Source organism: Saccharopolyspora sp. NPDC049357, assembly GCF_040677225.1.
GTDB lineage: Bacteria > Actinomycetota > Actinomycetes > Mycobacteriales > Pseudonocardiaceae > Saccharopolyspora.
On the sequence record NZ_JBFAQJ010000006.1, the window covers coordinates 34,031 to 51,245 of the forward strand.

15 protein-coding genes are annotated in these 17,215 nt (G+C 69.9%); 11 read left to right on the forward strand and 4 right to left on the reverse strand.

What is annotated here, in order from left to right:
• Window positions 1–5: 5 nt before the first annotated feature.
• Window positions 6–1,409, reverse strand: a complete 1,404-nt coding sequence (locus AB0J91_RS07025; RefSeq protein ID WP_210971570.1) for an Nramp family divalent metal transporter — start codon at window positions 1,407–1,409, stop codon at window positions 6–8.
• 216 nt (window positions 1,410–1,625) lie between these two features.
• On the opposite strand from AB0J91_RS07025, the gene AB0J91_RS07030 reads away from it, so the two are divergent.
• The 3 genes from AB0J91_RS07030 to AB0J91_RS07040 all read left to right on the forward strand — a co-directional run bounded on the left by AB0J91_RS07030 (window position 1,626) and on the right by AB0J91_RS07040 (window position 6,351).
• On the forward strand, window positions 1,626–3,986 hold the full coding sequence (locus tag AB0J91_RS07030; protein WP_363864967.1) for a xanthine dehydrogenase family protein molybdopterin-binding subunit: 2,361 nt from the start codon (window positions 1,626–1,628) through the stop codon (window positions 3,984–3,986).
• 103 nt (window positions 3,987–4,089) lie between these two features.
• The gene (locus AB0J91_RS07035; protein WP_363864969.1) at window positions 4,090–4,926 is read left to right on the forward strand and encodes an alpha/beta hydrolase; all 837 of its coding nucleotides are present in this window, start codon (window positions 4,090–4,092) and stop codon (window positions 4,924–4,926) included.
• 93 nt (window positions 4,927–5,019) lie between these two features.
• Window positions 5,020–6,351, forward strand: a complete 1,332-nt coding sequence (locus AB0J91_RS07040) for an MFS transporter (RefSeq protein ID WP_363864971.1) — start codon at window positions 5,020–5,022, stop codon at window positions 6,349–6,351.
• 161 nt (window positions 6,352–6,512) lie between these two features.
• On the opposite strand, the gene AB0J91_RS07045 is transcribed toward AB0J91_RS07040, so the two are convergent.
• Window positions 6,513–6,989, reverse strand: a complete 477-nt coding sequence (locus AB0J91_RS07045) for an NUDIX domain-containing protein (RefSeq protein WP_363864973.1) — start codon at window positions 6,987–6,989, stop codon at window positions 6,513–6,515.
• 48 nt (window positions 6,990–7,037) lie between these two features.
• Between AB0J91_RS07045 and AB0J91_RS07050 the strand changes: the two genes are divergently transcribed.
• The gene (locus AB0J91_RS07050; protein ID WP_363864975.1) at window positions 7,038–8,063 is read left to right on the forward strand and encodes a DNA polymerase IV; all 1,026 of its coding nucleotides are present in this window, start codon (window positions 7,038–7,040) and stop codon (window positions 8,061–8,063) included.
• On the opposite strand, the gene AB0J91_RS07055 is transcribed toward AB0J91_RS07050, so the two are convergent.
• Window positions 8,028–8,510 carry an Lrp/AsnC family transcriptional regulator gene (locus AB0J91_RS07055; RefSeq protein ID WP_363786739.1) on the reverse strand — a complete coding sequence of 161 codons (483 nt, stop codon included), beginning with the start codon at window positions 8,508–8,510 and terminating at the stop codon, window positions 8,028–8,030. The two genes, AB0J91_RS07050 and AB0J91_RS07055, sit on opposite strands and share 36 nt — an antisense overlap.
• 129 nt (window positions 8,511–8,639) lie before the next feature.
• Between AB0J91_RS07055 and AB0J91_RS07060 the strand changes: the two genes are divergently transcribed.
• The 5 genes from AB0J91_RS07060 (at window position 8,640) to AB0J91_RS07080 (ending at window position 15,933) form a co-directional block, all read left to right on the forward strand.
• Complete coding sequence (locus tag AB0J91_RS07060) at window positions 8,640–10,931, forward strand: transketolase C-terminal domain-containing protein (protein WP_363864977.1); 2,292 nt, start codon at window positions 8,640–8,642, stop codon at window positions 10,929–10,931.
• 72 nt (window positions 10,932–11,003) lie between these two features.
• Window positions 11,004–11,921, forward strand: coding sequence for an acetamidase/formamidase family protein (locus AB0J91_RS07065; RefSeq protein ID WP_363864979.1), 918 nt, complete (start codon window positions 11,004–11,006; stop codon window positions 11,919–11,921).
• Between the two features lie 241 nt (window positions 11,922–12,162).
• Complete coding sequence (locus AB0J91_RS07070; RefSeq protein WP_363864981.1) at window positions 12,163–13,842, forward strand: TIGR03767 family metallophosphoesterase; 1,680 nt, start codon at window positions 12,163–12,165, stop codon at window positions 13,840–13,842.
• Between the two features lie 61 nt (window positions 13,843–13,903).
• A complete protein-coding gene (locus AB0J91_RS07075) occupies window positions 13,904–14,743 on the forward strand; it encodes a universal stress protein (protein WP_363864983.1) in 840 nt (279 codons plus the stop codon).
• A 65-nt stretch (window positions 14,744–14,808) separates the two neighbouring features.
• Complete coding sequence (locus tag AB0J91_RS07080; RefSeq protein WP_363864985.1) at window positions 14,809–15,933, forward strand: NDMA-dependent alcohol dehydrogenase; 1,125 nt, start codon at window positions 14,809–14,811, stop codon at window positions 15,931–15,933.
• 190 nt (window positions 15,934–16,123) lie between these two features.
• Here the strand turns inward: AB0J91_RS07080 and mftR are convergent, their stop codons facing one another.
• Window positions 16,124–16,729 carry a mycofactocin system transcriptional regulator gene (gene mftR / locus AB0J91_RS07085; RefSeq protein ID WP_363864987.1) on the reverse strand — a complete coding sequence of 202 codons (606 nt, stop codon included), beginning with the start codon at window positions 16,727–16,729 and terminating at the stop codon, window positions 16,124–16,126.
• Between the two features lie 82 nt (window positions 16,730–16,811).
• Between mftR and mftA the strand changes: the two genes are divergently transcribed.
• Together mftA and mftB are read left to right on the forward strand one after the other, a co-directional pair.
• Complete coding sequence (mftA, locus tag AB0J91_RS07090) at window positions 16,812–16,916, forward strand: mycofactocin precursor MftA (RefSeq protein ID WP_132673720.1); 105 nt, start codon at window positions 16,812–16,814, stop codon at window positions 16,914–16,916.
• 2 nt (window positions 16,917–16,918) lie between these two features.
• Window positions 16,919–17,191: a mycofactocin biosynthesis chaperone MftB gene (gene mftB, locus AB0J91_RS07095; RefSeq protein ID WP_363864989.1), complete on the forward strand. Its 273-nt coding sequence runs from the start codon at window positions 16,919–16,921 to the stop codon at window positions 17,189–17,191.
• Window positions 17,192–17,215 lie beyond the last annotated feature (24 nt).

Below are 17,215 nucleotides of genomic sequence, written 5' to 3' on the forward strand. Positions count from 1 at the left end.
ATTCGTCAGCCGAACTCGACGCCGAAGACGTTGAGCAGGCTGTAGATGCCCAGCAGCGTGATGGCGATGCTGCTGACCAGCAGGACGAGGTTGAACCAACGCCCGCCGTGCAGTTCCGGGTCGACCTGGGTCTTGCGCAGGTACCAGGTCGCGATCACCACCGCGGGCAGGAAGATGCCGGTGGCCACGCCGCCGATCTGCACCATCACCACCGGGGAGGAGATCGACAGGTACGTCGCGCCCCACAGGATCGGCAGCACCACGATGAACCCGCGGACCCACTTCTCGCGGGCCACCGGGTTGTTCCAGTCGAGCACGCCGAGCGTGGCGAGCACGTTGGTGTACATCCGCGACCAGCTGGGGATCGACGCCCACAGGGTGGAACCGAGCACCGCGATCGCGCCGATCAGGAAGCCGATGGCCGCCCACTCGCCGATCACGTCGGTGTACATCTGCGACAGGGTGGTGATCATCTCGTTGCCCTCGAGCACCAGGCCCTGCGGGTTGAGCACCGCCGCGCCCATGATGAAGAACGCCAGCGTGCCGACCGTGTAGATGATCCAGGAGACGAAGACGTCCTTGTACATCACGCGGATCCAGCCCTGCGCGCGTGCCTTCCACTCCGGGCTGCCGTCGTTCGGGCCGACCCAGCGGGCGTAGCCCTTCTCCACGCACCAGTAGGTGTAGAAGGTGATCTCGTCAGCGCCGACGCCGGTGATGCCGAACATCGCCACCGCGGCTCCGATGGCGCCTGCCGGGATGGTGAAGGTCAGGCCGCTGAGCACGTCGTCGCCGCCGTAGCTGAACGGCGTGAACGGCAGTCCCAGCGCGATGACCACGGTGGCGATCGAGAACACCACGACCAGTGCGAACGCGCCGCGTTCGATCAGGTTGTAGCTGTTGGAGTACAGCAGCGCGATGCTGCCGGCCACGACGATGACCGTCCACACGCCCAGCGAGGTGGCGCTCAGCGGTTCACCGCCGACCGGGATCAGCATGCTCAGGGCCGAGGCGGTGCCGCCGACGATGCCGCCGATCTGCAGGAACTTCGACAGCGCCATGAGGATCCACAGCACGTTGATCCAGCCGATCCGGCCGATCTTGGGCGGTACCTCGTTGAAACCGGTCAGCGCCGGCTTGCCGGTGAGGATGGTCCAGCGGGCGAGTTCGGCCTGCACGGCGACCTTCACGGCGGTGGACAGGATCACCATCCACAGCAGGACGAATCCCACCTTCGCGCCGAGGGCGGTGGTGGCGATGAGTTCGCCTGATCCGACGATCGAGGCGCTGACGATCAGTCCGGGGCCGAGATAGCGCAGGCTGCCGGCCCATCCGGTGGGCGGCTCCTTGATGCCGTCTGCGGTGAGGAGGTAGGGGTCGGCGTTGGCGCTCGCGACCTTGGTTCCCATCGGGCACTCCCTTGTGCCTAGAGGTGATGCAAGAGGCGGAAGTTTTCACGTGTGTGAAAGTTTTTGTGAGGTTGTGAAAAGCTACCCACGCGAACAAGGCTGGTCAATCGATGTTGCGAGTCGGGAATTTTCCTTCCGCTTGCTCGGTTGATCACCTGGCGGTGCCGCGGTTTTCGACCGCTGCCGGTGTTCGTCCGGAGGGATAGGGTTTTTCGCATGGTGGGTTCATTGCTGGGGACCGAGGTTCAGCGCGTCGAAGATCCGGATCTGCTGCGCGGCCGGGGCACCTACATCGGCAACCTCGGGGTGGAAGGGCTGCTGCACATCGGTTTCGTGCGCTCCCACGTCGCGCACGCCGAGATCGCCGAGATCGACACGTCCGCCGCCGCCGAGGCGCCGGGCATCGTCGGTGCCTACACCGCTGCCGACCTGGACCTCCCGGTGCCGGCGCCGTTCGTGGAGGTGAACCCGAAGGTCGTTCGGCCGCCGCTGGCCACCGACCGGGTGCGCTTCGTCGGAGAACCGGTCGTGGTCATCGTGGGCGAGTCGGCCGCGGCCGTCGCCGACGCGATCGAGCTCGTCGACGTCGACTACCGCGAACTGCCGGTGGTCGCCGACCTGGAACGCGCGTTGGACGACGACGCCGAGCGGCAGTTCCCCGACCTCGGATCGAACATCGCCGCCGGATACCGCGACGGAGCGGGGGACTCGGTGCTCGACGGCGCGGACGTGGTGGTGCGCGCCCGCATCGAGAACCAGCGCGTCGCCGTCGTCCCGCTGGAGGGCAACGCCGTGGCGGTGGAACCGGGCGGGCCCGACGCGGACCATGACATCACCGTGCACGTCTCGACCCAGATGCCGCACGGCGTGCGCGGCGGTCTGGCCAAGGCGTTCGGGTTCGACGCCGACCGCGTGCGGGTGATCTCGCCGCACGTCGGCGGCGGTTTCGGCGGCAAGGCCGGGGCGATCTCCGAGCACGTGGTGGCCGTCGGGCTCGCCCTGGAGCTGGGACGCCCGGTCCGCTGGGTCGAGGGCCGTTCGGAGAACATGCAGGGCATGCCGCACGGACGCGGCCAGGTGCAGTACGCGGAGCTGGGACTGCGCCGCGACGGCTCGATCGTCGGGATGCGCTGCCGGGTCGTCGGGGACTGCGGCGCCTACGCCGGTTTCGGCGGATCGCTGGCGCTGGGCCCCACGCGGACCATGGCGCAGGCCGTCTACGACATCCCGAAGATCAGCTACGACGGCATCGCCTCGCTGACCAACACCACGCCCGTCGGGGCTTTCCGCGGCGCCGGGAGGCCCGAGGCGGCGGCGATGGTGGAGCGGATGATGGACCTCGCCGCCGCGGAACTGGGCGTGGACCCGGTCGCGTTGCGGCGCAAGAACTTCCTGGTGCCGGAGAGCTTCCCCTACAAGACGCTGACCGGGGCCACCTACGACAGCGGCGAGTACGCGGTGCCGTTCGACGAGGCGCTGCGGCTGGCCGGTTACGAGGAGCTTCGCGCCGAGCAGGCCCGCCGCATCGAGGCCGGGGAGCACAGGCTGCTGGGCATCGGCGTCAGCGCCTACGTCGAGATCACCGGTGGGGGTGCCGGTGAGTACGCCGAGGTCGAGGTGCACGCCGACGGCGCCCGCATCCGGGTCGGCACCTCCGCGCACGGACAGGGGCACGCGACGGCGTTCGCGATGATCGTCAACGACACGCTCGGCATCCCGATGGACGAGATCGAGTTCGTGCAGTCCGACACGGCCGAGGTGCCGCGCGGCGGTGGCACCGGCGGGTCCCGCTCGCTGCAGATCGGCGGGAGCGCCGTGCGCGAGGCGGGCACGGAGGTGCTGCGGCGGGCCAAGGAGATCGCGGCCTCGAAGCTGGAGGCCGACGTGGACGACATCGAGGTGACTGACGGCGGTGGCCTGGGCGTGGTCGGCGTGCCGAGCGCGACCGTGGCCTGGGCCGAGCTGGTCGAGGCCGCAGCGCAGGAGGGCGAGCGGCTGGCGGCCAACGTCGACTTCGCCCCGGGCGGGGCGACGTTCCCGTTCGGCGGGCACGTCTCGGTCGTCGAGGTCGACGTGGAGACCGGGCAGGTCACGCCGCTGCGGCACATCGCCGTCGACGACTGCGGCCGGGTCCTCAACCCGATGCTGGTGCGCGGCCAGCAGCACGGCGGCGCCGCGCAGGGCATCGCCCAGGCGCTGTGGGAGGAGGTCACCTTCGACGCCGACGGCAACCCGGAGACCGCGACCCTGGCCGACTACGCGATCCCCTCGGCGGCGGACCTGCCGTCCTTCGAGGTGTCCAACACCGAGACGCTGACACCGCTGAACCCGCTGGGCGCCAAGGGGATCGGCGAGTCGGCGACGGTCGGCTCCACCCCGGCGGTGCAGAACGCGGTGGTGGACGCCGTCAAGCACCTGGGCGTGCGCCACATCGACATGCCGACCACGCCCGAACGCGTGTGGCAGGCCATCCGAGAGGGAGCCGCGGCGACGTACTGGCAGGAGCCGCCGGCGGCCTTCGGGACCCTGCCGGTCCGCGGGGACGACACACCTGACGAAGAGGAAGCGGTCGTCTGAGGCGTGGGTTGAGGCCCGGATTCGAATTTCGCGCGAAATTCGAACGGCGAAGTTCGGACTCGAATTTCGCGCGAAATTCGAATCGCCCTGGGCATGCAGTGCGATGACCACGGAGGTCCTGATGAGCTGGGAACTCGCCGAGGTGTACGAGTCGCCGCACGGGAAGGTGCGGTGGGACAGCTTCGGGGAGGGGGAGACCGTCGTGCTCATGCACGGAACTCCCTTCTCATCCTTCGTGTGGCGGGACGTGGCCAACGCGCTGAGCGCTCGGTACCGGGTGTACCTGTGGGACATGCCCGGCTACGGCAGCTCGGCGAAGTTCGAGGGGCAGGACGTGTCGCTGGCCGCCCAGCAGGAGGTGTTCACCGGGTGGTTGCGGCACTGCGGGCTCAACGAGCCCTCGGTGATCGCCCACGACTTCGGCGGTGCGGTGTCGCTGCGCAGCGCTCTGCTGGACGGGGTGAGGTACCGGCGGCTGGCGCTGCTGGACGCGGTGAGCGTCCGGCCCTGGGGTTCGGAGTTCTTCCGCCTGGTCAACGCCAACGCCGAGGTCTTCGCCGCGCTGCCGCCGCACCTGCACGAGTCGTTGGTGCGCGGTTACCTGGCCACCGCCGCGCACCGCGAGCTGAGGCCCGACGTGGTGGACCGGATGGTGGCGCCGTGGCTCGGCGAGGACGGGCAGCCCGCCTTCTACCGGCAGATCGCCCAGGCCGATGAGCGCTACACCCGCGAGGTCGAGGACCGCTACGGCGATCTGGAGTGCCCGGTGCTCATCGGCTGGGGCGAGCAGGACTCCTGGCTCCCGGCGGATCGGGCCGGGGAGCTGGCGCGGCGCATCCCGCACGCCCGGCTGGAGTGGATCCCACAGGCCGGACACCTCGTGCAGGAGGACAACCCGGCGCGGGTGACCGCGCTGATCATGGAGTTCCTCGCCTCCTGAACGTCCAGCATGCGGGAACCCCGTCTCGGGACGTGGTCGCCGAAGGTTTAGGGTGTCGTTCGTCCGTTCGTGTTAATCAGGAGGTTCGGCGCAATGGCTGTCGGCCACACCCCGCAGGTGCGGGGTTCCGGGGATCCGGGGTCCAAAACCCCACGCAATTCGACCCGACAGGTCGTGCTCGCCAGCCTCGTAGGCACCTCGATCGAGTTCTACGACTTCTACGTCTACGCCACGGCCGCGGTGCTGATCTTCCCGAAGCTGTTCTTCCCCGCGGGTGACGAGACGGCGGCCACGCTGAACTCGCTGGCGACCTTCGGCATCGCCTTCGTCGCCCGGCCGGTGGGTTCGGCGCTGTTCGGCCACTTCGGCGACCGCATCGGCCGCAAGGCGACGCTGGTCGCGTCGCTGCTGACCATGGGCATCTCGACGGTGCTGATCGGTCTGCTGCCCGGTTATGCGCAGATCGGCATCGTGGCGCCGCTGCTGCTGGCGCTGTGCCGGTTCGGGCAGGGCCTGGGCCTGGGCGGTGAGTGGGGTGGCGCGGCGCTGCTGGCCACCGAGAACGCGCCGCCGCGCAAGCGGGCGCTGTTCGGGACGTTCCCGCAGCTGGGCGCGCCGATCGGGTTCTTCTTCGCCAACGGCCTGTTCCTGATCCTCTCCGGCGTCATGTCCGACGCGGCGTTCGCCTCGTGGGGCTGGCGGATCCCGTTCCTGGTGTCGGCGGTGCTGGTGATCGTCGGGCTGTGGGTGCGGCTGAGCCTGAGCGAGACCCCGGCGTTCTCGAAGGTGCTGGAGAACAACGAGCGGGCCAAGGTGCCGTTCGTGCAGGTCTTCCGCACCGACTTCAAGGCTCTGGTGCTGGGCACGCTCATCATGCTGGCGACCTACGTGCTGTTCTACCTGATGACGGTGTTCTCGCTGTCCTACGGCACCTCTGCCTCCGGCCTGGGCTACGAGCGCTCGACGTTCCTGGTGATGCTGCTGGTCGGCGTGGTGTTCTTCGGCCTGACGGTGCCGGTGGCCGGGCTGCTGGCCGACCGCTACGGTCGGCGTCCCACGCTGGTGATCACCACCATCGCGATCATCGTGTTCGGCCTGCTCATGGGCCCGTGGTTCGGCACCCACTCGACCACGGCCACGGTGCTGTTCCTGGTGGTCGGCCTCGGTCTGATGGGCATGACCTTCGGCCCGATGGGCGCGCTGCTGCCCGAGCTGTTCCCGACCGCGGTGCGCTACACCGGCGCGTCGGTGTCCTACAACCTGGCCAGCCTGCTGGGCGCCTCGGTCGCGCCCTACATCGCCACCTGGCTGGCCGGTTCCTACGGACTGGGCTGGGTCGGCGTCTACCTGGCGGTGGCCGGCGCGGTCACCCTGCTCGCCCTGCTGGCCAGCCGCGAGACGCGGGACAAGTCGCTGGAAGCGTGAGTTTCGGCTCGTGAGGCCCCGTCCGGATCTTCCGGGCGGGGCCTCGTGCTTGAGGCCCGACCCGAAGACCGGACGCGGAACACCGCCGCAATCGGGGGCCTGATCACCGGAGTAATCCGGGTTTCGCGGCGGGACCAGCGGGTGGCCGGGGTGGCTCGGGGTTACGGGGTGAGGTGGGCGAGGAGGCGGTCGACGAAGGGGGTTTGGGCGGGGTTGAGCTTGGTGCGGGCCGTGTCGGCGTCGCACCAGAGGGCGCGGTCGACCTCCGGGAAGGTCTGGCGGCGGCCGGAGCGGGGTGGCCATTCGAGGTCGAAGGTGTTGCTGCGCAAGGCCTCCACGTCGAAGTCGCCCTCGGCGGCCCACGCCTGGATGACCTTGCCGCTGCGCAGCTTCACCTCGCCCAGGGCGACCAGATCGTGGTCCGGCAGGGCCATGCCGGTCTCCTCGGTGAACTCCCGCAGGGCCGCGGCCTTCGGGTCCTCGCCGGGTTCGTACTCGCCCTTGGGCAGGCTCCAGGCGCCCTCGTCCTTGTTCTTGAAGAACGGACCGCCGGGATGGACGATCAGCAGCTTCGGGCCGTCGAGGCGGTACAGCAGGATTCCGGCGCTTCGCTTGCTCACCGCGACAGTCTCGCGCATCGGCGCGGGACCTGGCGCGAGCGGGCGTTTCCGACGATGCTGACCGGCGTGGAACGGGTGGTGCTGCACATCGATCTCGACCAGTTCATCGTCGCCGTGGAGCTGCTGCGGCATCCTGACCTGGTCGGCAAGCCGGTGCTGGTCGGGGGCTCGGGTGACCCGACCGAACGCGGCGTGGTCGCGGGCGCCTCCTACGAGGCCCGCGCCCAGGGCGTGAAGTCGGGAACGCCGCTGCGCACGGCGGCGGCGCGATGCCCGGAAGCGGTGTTCCTGCCCGCCGACCGCGAGACCTACCTGGCCGCCTCCGCCGACGTGATGACCGCGCTCGGCGAACTGGGCGGAGTCCTGGAGGTCATCGGGTGGGACGAGGCGTTCATGCTCGTCGACACCGAGGACGCCGTCGCCACCGCCCGCTACATCCAGCGCTACGTCCGCGAGCGCACCGCGCTGAACTGCTCGATCGGCATCGGTGACAACAAGCTGCGCGCGAAACTGGCCTCCGGCATGGGAAAACCCGCGGGGGTGTTCCGGCTGGACGTGACCAACTGGGTCGAGGTGATGGCCGACAAGCCCACCGACGCGCTGCAAGGGGTGGGCGCCAAGACCGCCAAGAAGCTCGCCGCCCGGGGCATCGCCACCGTGTCCGAGCTGGCCCGCACGCCGATGGCGGACCTGGCAGGCGAGTTCGGCCCCAACATCGGGCCGTGGCTGGTGGCGCTCGCGCACGGCTACGACTCCACGCCGGTCAGCGACGAGCCGTTCCGCGCCCGCTCGCACGGTCGCGAGGTCACCTTCCAGCGCGACCTGCGCGAGGTCGAGCCGATGCGCGCCGAGATCACCCGCCTGTCCCGCCAGGTCTCCGAGGACCTGGCCGCCGACGACACGCTGGCCCGCCGGGTGGTGGTCAAGGTCCGCGACTCCCGCTTCGCCACCCACACCCACGGCGTCACGCTCGCCGAACCCACCAGGGCCTTCGAGCCCATCGACGTCGCGGCCCAGCAGGCGCTGGACCGCTTCCCGCTGGACCGTCCGGTCCGGCTACTGGGCGTCCGGGCGGAGCTTGTCCGCGAGTAGCGGGGTCAGGCGGAAGTCGACGAGGGTGCGCATGGCCAGCGAGAAGCTGGTGCGCTCCACGCCCGGGGTGTCGAGGACGCGCCCCGCGATGCGGTACAGCTGGTCGGCGTCGGTGGCGACCACGCGCACCAGCAGGTCCGAGTCGCCGGTGAGCCCGAAAACCTCCACCACCTCCGGGATCTCGGCCAGCGCACCGGCCAGCCGGTCGAGGTGCTGCTGGGTGACCTGGACGGTGATGAACGCGGTCAGCGGGTAACCGAGGGTCGCCGGGTCGATGCGGCGTTCGAACGAACCGAGTTTCGGTTCCAGCTTCGCCAACCTCGCCTGAACCGTGTTGCGGGACAGCCCGACTCGCTCGGCCAGCGCGACCACGGTCGCCCGCGGTTCCTCGCGCAGGGCCAGCAGCAGCCGGATGTCGATGTCGTCGAGCGGCTCGGCGGTGGGCAATCTGTTCACCTCGTCGGTCGTTCCGGCCCGGCTCGGTGAGCAGATTGCTCGATTCGCCGACCGGGTCTTGTGCAGTGATTCTTGTCTTGGTGTTCTTCTCAGCGCAATGTGGCAACGCGAGGAGGCGTGATGACGAGCCTGGTACCGGTGCGCACCGAGACGGCGGATCTGCGCGAGGTCGAGCAGCGGGTGCTGTGGCTGGCGACCGCGATGATCGACCACGCCAACAGGGTGCGGCCGAACAACTCCGGGCTCAAGGTCGGCGGGCACCAGGCGTCCTGCGCTTCGATGGTCTCGATCATGACCGCGCTGTACTTCGAACACCTCACCGCCGCCGACCGCGTGTCGGTCAAACCGCACGCCTCGCCGGTGCTGCACGCGATCAACTACCTGCTCGGCTCCCTCGACGAGGAGCACCTGACCACGCTGCGCGAGTACGGCGGGGTGCAGAGCTACCCGAGCCGCACCAAGGACCCCGACCCGGCCGACTACTCCACCGGCTCGGTCGGCATCGGCGCCACCGCGCCGATCTGGGGCGCGGTGGCCCGCCGCTACGTCGACACCCACGGCGGAGGGGCGGGCACCGGACGCCAGTACTCGCTGCTCGGCGACGCCGAGCTCGACGAGGGCGCCTGCTGGGAGGCGATCCTCGACCCGACCGTCGCCGACCTGGGCGAGGTGGTCTGGATCGTCGACCTCAACCGGCAGTCGCTGGACCGCGTCGTGCCCAACATCGCCGCGAACCGGCTGCAGGGCATGTTCACCGCGGCGGGCTGGCAGGTCATCACCCTCAAGTACGGCCAGGTGCTGGAGGAGCTGTTCACACGTCCCGGCGGCGCGGCGCTGCGCGAACGCATCGACGGCATGAGCAATCCCGAGTACCAGCGCCTGCTGCGCTGCACCCCGCAGCAGCTGCGGGAGAGGATTCCCGCCGGCGACAACGCGATCGAGCATCTGCTGTCCGATGTGGACGACGAGACGCTGGCGGTGGCCATCCGCAACCTGGGCGGGCACGACCTGGACGCGCTGGACTCGGCGTTCAAGTCCATCGACGACACCCGGCCCACGGTCATCTTCGCCTACACCATCAAGGGCTACGGCCTGGCGACCGAGGGGCACCCGCAGAACCACGGTTCGCTGCTCGGCGAGGAGCAGATGCGGCAGCTGGCCGGTCAGGTCGGCGCCGACCTCGACGACCCGTGGCACCGATTCGCCGACGACAGCCCGGCCGGGAAGCGCTGCGCGGAAACGGCTTCCCGGTTGAGCCGCCGCGAACGCGCCCGCGTCAAGCCGCCGAAGCTGCCCACCGACATCGGGCGCACGCCGAGCGGGACGACCACGACGCAGGCGGCGCTGGGGCGCACGCTGCTGGACCTGACCCGCGAGTCGCCGGAGGCGGCCGAGCGGATCGTGACGCTGGCTCCCGACGTCAGCTCGACCACCAACCTCGGGGGCTGGCTGAACAAGGTCGGCGTGTGGTCCCCGTCCGAGCGCGTCGACTGGTTCGCCGACGACGCCGAGACCATCCTGCACTGGCGGGAGCGGCCCGCCGGTCAGCACATCGAACTGGGAATCGCCGAGACCAACCTGGTCAGCCTGCTCGGCGAGCTCGGCTCGACCTGGAGCCGGTGGGGCCAGCCGCTGCTGCCGATCGGCGTGGTCTACGACTGCTTCCTGGGGCGCGCGCTGGAGCCGTGGTCGTTCGGCGTGTACGGCGGCGGGCAGTCGATCCTGGTCGGGACGCCGTCCGGGGTGAGCCTGGCGCCCGAGGGCGGGGCGCACCAGTCGGTCGGCACGCCCTCGATCGGGTTGGAGCAGCCCGGCGTGACGAGCTACGAACCCGCGTTCGCCGTCGACACCGAGTGGTGCCTGCTGGAGGCCATGTCGCAGCTCGGCAAGCCCGGTGGGTCCTCGTCCTACCTGCGGTTGTCGACGCGTCCGGTGGATCAGTCGCTGGCGTCGGTGCCCTCCGATCCGGCGGCCCGCGAACGCCGCCGCAGGCAGGTCGTCGGAGGCGCCTACGCGCTGCGGCGCGACCCCGACCCGCAGGTGACGCTGGTGGGCATGGGTGCGCTGATGACCGAGACGCTGGCCGCGGCCGACCGGCTGGCCGACCAGGGGATCGGCGCCGACGTCGTGTGCGTGACCAGCGCGGACCTGCTGTTCCGGGCTCATCGGGGCGATGCGGACCGGGGCGTGCTGGACCAGGTCTTCCCGGCGGATCGGGCGCGTCCGATGGTCACCGTCCTGGATGGACACCCGCACGCGCTGGCGTTCCTGGCCGGTGTCAACCGGATTCAGGCAGTCCACTTGGGCGTGACCGGTTTCGGCCAGTCCGGATCTCTCGAAGACGTCTACCGCCACCACGGTCTCGACACCGGCACCATCATCCGGGCCGCCCTCGACGTGACGCATCGCTGACGTGGGTTCCCTCACTTGGCCAGGAGCGTCCGTCCTGGTTGGGTGATGGGAGTTCCAGGGGCGGAGGTCGTGGTGGGTTCTTTCGAGGTTCGGGCCGAGGCGGGCAGCGTCGTCGACGTGTTCAGCCGGGACACCGCGCCGGTGCTCACCGTGGAGGCCGGGGACGTCGTGACGGTGGAGTCGCTGGATTCCAGCGGGTTCCTGCGGCGCCACGAGGTGCCGGGGGAGCAGCAGCCCGTCATGTTCGCCGAGCGGCGGGGGCATTGCCTGACCGGCCCGGTCGCCGTGCGCGGCGCCAAGCCCGGGATGGTGCTGGTCGTGCACTTCGAGGAGCTCACCCCGGCCGAGTGGGGGTGGACGGCGACCGCGGGCAAGGACGACTGGCTGATGCGCCGGCTGCGCGTGGACGACGCCGAGCGGACCTGGTTGCTGTGGGAGCTCGACGGCCGGACCGCCACCGACCAGCACGGGCACACCGTGCGGCTCGCGCCGTTCCTCGGCGTGGTCGGCATGCCGCCGGAGGAACCCGGTGAGCACTCGACCATCCCGCCGCGCCCCGAAGGCGGTGGCAACATCGACTGCCGCGAGCTCGTCGCCGGATCGACCCTGTACCTGCCGGTCACGGTCCCGGACGCGATGCTGCTGCTCGGCGACGGCCACGCCCGGCAGGGCGACGGCGAGGTCGGGGGCACGGCCATCGAGTGCGGCATGACGACCCGTGTGCGGCTCGATCTGGTCGTGGACCGCCCGGTTCCCGGCATCCACGCCGAAACCCCCTCCGGTCTGGTCACGTTCGGTTTCGACGCCGACCTCAACGAGGCCACCGCCACCGCGTTGAGCGCGATGGTCGACTGGCTGCAGATCGAGCAGGCCCTCGACCGGGGTGCGGCGCTGGCGCTGGCGAGCGCGACGGTCGACATGCGCATCACCCAGATCGCCAACCAGACCTGGGGAGTCCACGCCGTGCTGCCGACCGGCGTCTTGGGGTAGGAGGCCGGGCTCCGTTCGCCCGGCGGTGCGGCACGACTCGTGCACGTCCGGGCGGCGTGCTCGCCGGAAGACGTGTCGGAAACCCGTTGACGGCTAGCGGCTGAGCCTGCTCGTCCTTCAATCGATCTCGGTTGAGCCGTTCGAGTGGTGTTTCCCGGGCTTTCACCTGAACTGAGGTGTTCCACATCCGCTAAACATGAAAGGTTTTCTGATCAGTTCCGGCGCGATCAGAGGACTGGGTATGGCGGACTTGAACAGGCGCGGCTTCATGCTGGCCGCGGGCATCACGGGCATGGCACTGGGCATCGGCTCTGCTTCCGCGAGCGCCCGACCAGCCCGAACGACCTTGGAGGTGGCCGCGCAACCCGAAGCCGGTGAGGGCTACCGGCGGCTGATCGCCGGACCGGGCTGGCCGCAGGTCGTGCGCACCGAACTCGCCGTGGCCGACCCGGGCCGGATCGACCGGCGGGTTCCGATCACCGCGTTCACCCAGTTCACCGACATGCACGTGACCGACGCGCAGAGCCCGGCCCGCTTCGAGTACCTGCACCCGCTGGCCGGTGGGGCTTTCCGGCCGCAGGAGACGCTGGGCGCGCTGGCCGCCGCGCACCTGGTGCAGCGGGTCAACGAGCTGCGCACCGGCCCGGTCACCGGGGCGCCGATGGCCTTCATGATCACCACCGGCGACAGCACCGACAACCACGAGTTCGCCGAGCTCGACTGGTACTTCGCCGTCCTCAACGGAGGGCGGATCGCGCAGAACACCGGCGCCGCCCACTACGAAGGGGTCCAGGACTCGGGCGATCCGCTGTACTGGCACCCCGAGGGCGGCGTCGAGGACCGCTTCCGCGAAGCCGGGTTCCCCGTGCTTCCCGGGCTGCTCACCGACGCGCTCCGGCCCTTCGCCAGTCCCGGTCTGGACATCCCGTGGTACGCGGTGTTCGGCAACCACGACAACAGCGTCATGGGAACCCTCGCCGACCAGGTCATCCCGCGCGTCAACGACTGGTACACCGGCGACCGCAAGATCATCGGGCGCGATGAGCGGGAGGCCGCCGCCGTCGCCCAGATGCTGCACGGCACGCGCGAGGCATCGGGCCAGATGGTGCTCGGTGGCGACACCGTCGTGCGGACGGTGACACCCGACGAGCGGCGGCACCCCTTCACCACCGAGCAGTTCATCACCGCCCACCTCGACGAGGCCAACACCGGGCCGGGCCCGATCGGCCACGGGTTCGACGCCGCGGACCCCAAGCCGTACTACACCTTCCGCATCGCCCCGGGCGTCACCGGAATCGCGATGGACAGCACCAACACCGCCGGTCTGGCCGAGGGCTCGCTCGGGCTGACCCAGTACCGGTGGCTGCAGGACGTGCTGACCCGGGGCAGCTCCACCTACTACGACGAGCTCGGCCGCAAGCAGTCCCGGCACGGCACCGACGAGCTGTTCGTGCTGTTCAGCCATCACACATCGGATACGATGACCGCCCTGTGGCCCGACTTCCGCTCGCCCGGCGAGGCTCGCGTGGGCGGGGATCGCGTGGTCCGGCTGCTCCAGCGGTTCCCCAACGTGCTGACCTGGGTCAACGGCCACACCCACCGCAACACCATCACCCCGCACGCCGCCGACGAGCCCGAACGCGGCTTCTGGGAGATCAACACCGCGTCGCACGTCGACTTCCCGCAGCTGGCCAGGACCATCGAGATCGCCGACAACCGCGACGGCACGTTGTCGCTGTTCACGACCTTGATCGAGGCCGACAGCCCGTATCAGGCCGACTACGACGACCGCTCGCCCGCCGGACTCGCCGCGCTGTACCGGGAGCTGTCGTTCAACGACCCGCACACCGACCTGAGCCAGCTCGGCGCCCACACCGACCGCAACACCGAACTGCTCGTGCCGGGCCGCCTGCCGATCTGATCCGGAAGGCGCGGCGGGCCCCGGTCGACGACCCTGGGAGGGGACGACCGGGGAGGCCGTGATGAACGTCGTGGTGGGAGTCGACGGTTCGGCGGTGGCGCGCAACGCCGCGACCTGGGCGGCGCGCGAGGCGGCGCGGCGCGGCTGCGGTCTGCGGCTCGTCTACGCCGACCCGACAGCACATCCGGGCGAGGAGCGCGTGCGCGCGCAGGTGGCCCACTGGCTCGCCGACGCCGCCGAGCGCGTCGGGTCCGAGCAGCCCGAGGTCGACGTGAGCGCCGCGGCGATCCCGGGGCCCCCCGAGCGGGTGCTCGTCGCCGAGTCCGCGGCCGCCGAACTTCTGGTGGTCGGCGACCGGGGCTTCGGCGGGTTCACCGGCCTGCTGGCGGGCGCGGTCGCGGTCAAGGTCGCCGCGCACGCGCTCGGCTCGGTCGCGGTCGTGCCCGACGTCGGCGATCCGCCGACGTTCCCGGCGGCCGGTCCGGTCGTGGCCGGTGTGGACGACGCCGAATCCGCCGCGCCGGTGCTCGCGCAGGCCTTCCGGCTGGCCGACACGCTCGGCGAACCGCTGCACGTGGTCCACACCTGGGAGATCGTCGGGATCGACCTGAAGTGGCTGCGCAGCAGGCTGCCGAGCGAGGAGGTCGCGGAGCAGGAGCAGCGCTTCCTCGCCGAGGTCATGGCCGGTTGGCGGGAGCGGTTCCCCGGTGTCGAGGTCGAGCGGATCGTGGGGCGCGGTTCCCCGGTGGCGGCGCTGATCAACCACTCGACCGAGGCACAACTGGTGGTCGTGGGCGCGCACGGACGTGGTGGTGTCGCGGGCGCTCACCTGGGCTCGACCAGCCACAAGCTGATCCACCACACACCGGCGCCGCTGCTGATCGTTCGATCGCGGCATTGACTTCGGTGTGACCGAGTTCTCATTCTCAGATGCGCATGTGCTTCCGCACTCGACGAGGAGTGGTTATGAAGACGAAGGCCGCGATCCTGCACGAGCCGGGCAAGGACTGGGAAGTCGAAGAGATCGAACTGGGCGATCCGATCGAGGGCGAAGTGCAGGTGAGGCTCGCGGCCTCTGGCCTGTGCCACTCGGATGAGCACCTGCGGACCGGCGCCACCCCGATGGCGATCTACCCCGCCGTCGGTGGGCACGAGGGTGCGGGTGTGGTCACCAAGGTGGGTGCCGGGGTCACCGGGATCGAGGAAGGCGACCACGTGGTGCTGACCTTCATCCCGGGCTGCGGCAGATGTCGTGCGTGCGCGAAGGGGATGCAGAACCTCTGCGACGCGGGCGCGGGCCTGCTCTCCGGCGAGGCGATCTCCGGTGGTCACCGCATCTCCTACCAGGGCAGACCCGCCGCGCCGATGTGCCTGCTGGGCACCTTCGCGCCGTACGTGACGGTCAACCAGGCGTCGGTGCTCACCATCGAGAAGGACATCCCGCTGGAGAAGGCCGCGCTGCTTGGCTGCGGTGTGTCGACCGGCTGGGGGACCGCCACCGAGATCGGCGAGACGCGCACCGGTGACACGGTGGTCGTCGTGGGGTGCGGCGGCGTCGGCATCAACGCCGTGCAGGGAGCCGCGGCGGCGGGTGCGCGCTACGTCGTGGCGGTGGACCCGGTGGAGTTCAAGCGGACCAAGGCCGAGGAGCTCGGGGCCACGCACTCCTTCGCCTCGATGGCCGAAGCCCACGAAGCGGTCGGGGAGCTGACCTGGGGTCAGCTGGCCGATAGCGTGCTGATCTGCATCGGCGAGACCACCGGTGAGCACCTGCAGCCGGCGTTGTCGATGACCAAGAAGGGCGGTCAGGTCGTGGTCACCGGCATGGGCCGCGCCGACCAGATCGACGCCCAGGTGAGCCTGTTCGAACTCACCCTGCTGCAGAAGCGGTTGCAGGGCGCGATCTTCGGCGGCGTCAGCCCGCGCACCCAGATCCCGCGGCTGCTGGAGCACTACCGCAACGGCACCCTCAAGCTCGACGAGCTGATCACCACCGAGTACAAGCTGGAGGACATCAACACCGGCTACGCCGACATGATGGCGGGCAAGAACCTGCGCGGGCTGATCCGCTACACCGAAGCCGACTACTGAGAAACCTGGTAGTGGTTGTTCTGCTCGGCGGTGCGGGTAGCGGAACCTGAGCGCCTTCGTGGACTCCGTGCGCCGCTCGTCCAATACGCGGTGTCTCGGCGTACTCGCCACGAAGGCGCTCAGAACCCGCCGCGGTGCCAGCGCCTCAGGTGGTGAAAGAGAATGCGGCTTCGCCGCATGGATCGACGACTCACTGAGCGGCGTGCGCGAGCGCGAGTTCGCGCATCGCCGTGTCGAGCAGGGACGAGAGGCTCTGCTCGGGATGATCCAGCCAGTGCTGATACGCCGACAGCGCCACGCCCAGCGTCGCGTGCGCGATGGTCTGCGGGGTCAGCGCGGTTGACGACTGGCCGAGGCGGTGGCCGACGTATTCGGCCACCACCTCGCGCCACGCCTCGAAGCGCAGCGTCGAATGCGCTTGCAGCGCGGGCACTCCCAGGATCAGCCGCATCCGCCTGCGGTGATCGGGGGCCTGCTCGTCCGGGACCCGGTTGAACTCCACCAGGCAGTGCCGCACCGCGTCCATCAGCGGGAGGTCGCCCGGCAGCGCGCGGAACTCGGCGCGCATCCGCTCCAGGCCTGCGTCGAAGTCGCCCCACGGGATGTCGTTCTTCGACGGGAAGTAGTGGAAGAACGTGCGCCGCGCGATGCCCGCGGCGGCCGCGATGTCGGTGACCGTGGTGCGTTCGAAGCCCTGCTCGTCGAAGAGGTCGAAGGCGACCTGTTCCAGTTCCGCTGCGGTGGTGACCTTTCGGCGCCCACCGGATCGCTGTACTCCAGATGTGTCATGCCGCAACGGATCTCGCTCCAGGTCTTGTAAAAATGCACTCGGTGCAAATACCGTGTCGATGGTAGCTCGACACTGTGAGGAGCATCGCATGGCTGACCAGCAGATCGAACAGAGCACCGGAAACGAGCCCGTCGTCGAGGAAGAACTCCTGGTCGAGGAAGTCTCCATCGACGGGATGTGCGGGGTCTACTGATCATGACCGCCGCGGAGTTCGACATCAGCCGCGGCTACCGGTTGAATACGCAGGTCGCGTTGCGCCCCGAACCCTTCGGGGCGCTCGCGTACCACTTCGGCAACCGGAAGCTGTCGTTCCTGAAAGTTCCTGAACTGGTGGAACTCGTGCAGCAGCTCGACGACCACGCCAGCGTCGAAGACGCGCTGGCTGGCATCCCCGAGCCGCGCCGCCCGCAGTTCCGCACGGCACTCGCCTCTCTCGCAGCCTCCGACATGATCCGCCCGCAAGAGTGACGACCGTCCATCGTTCTGCTGGGC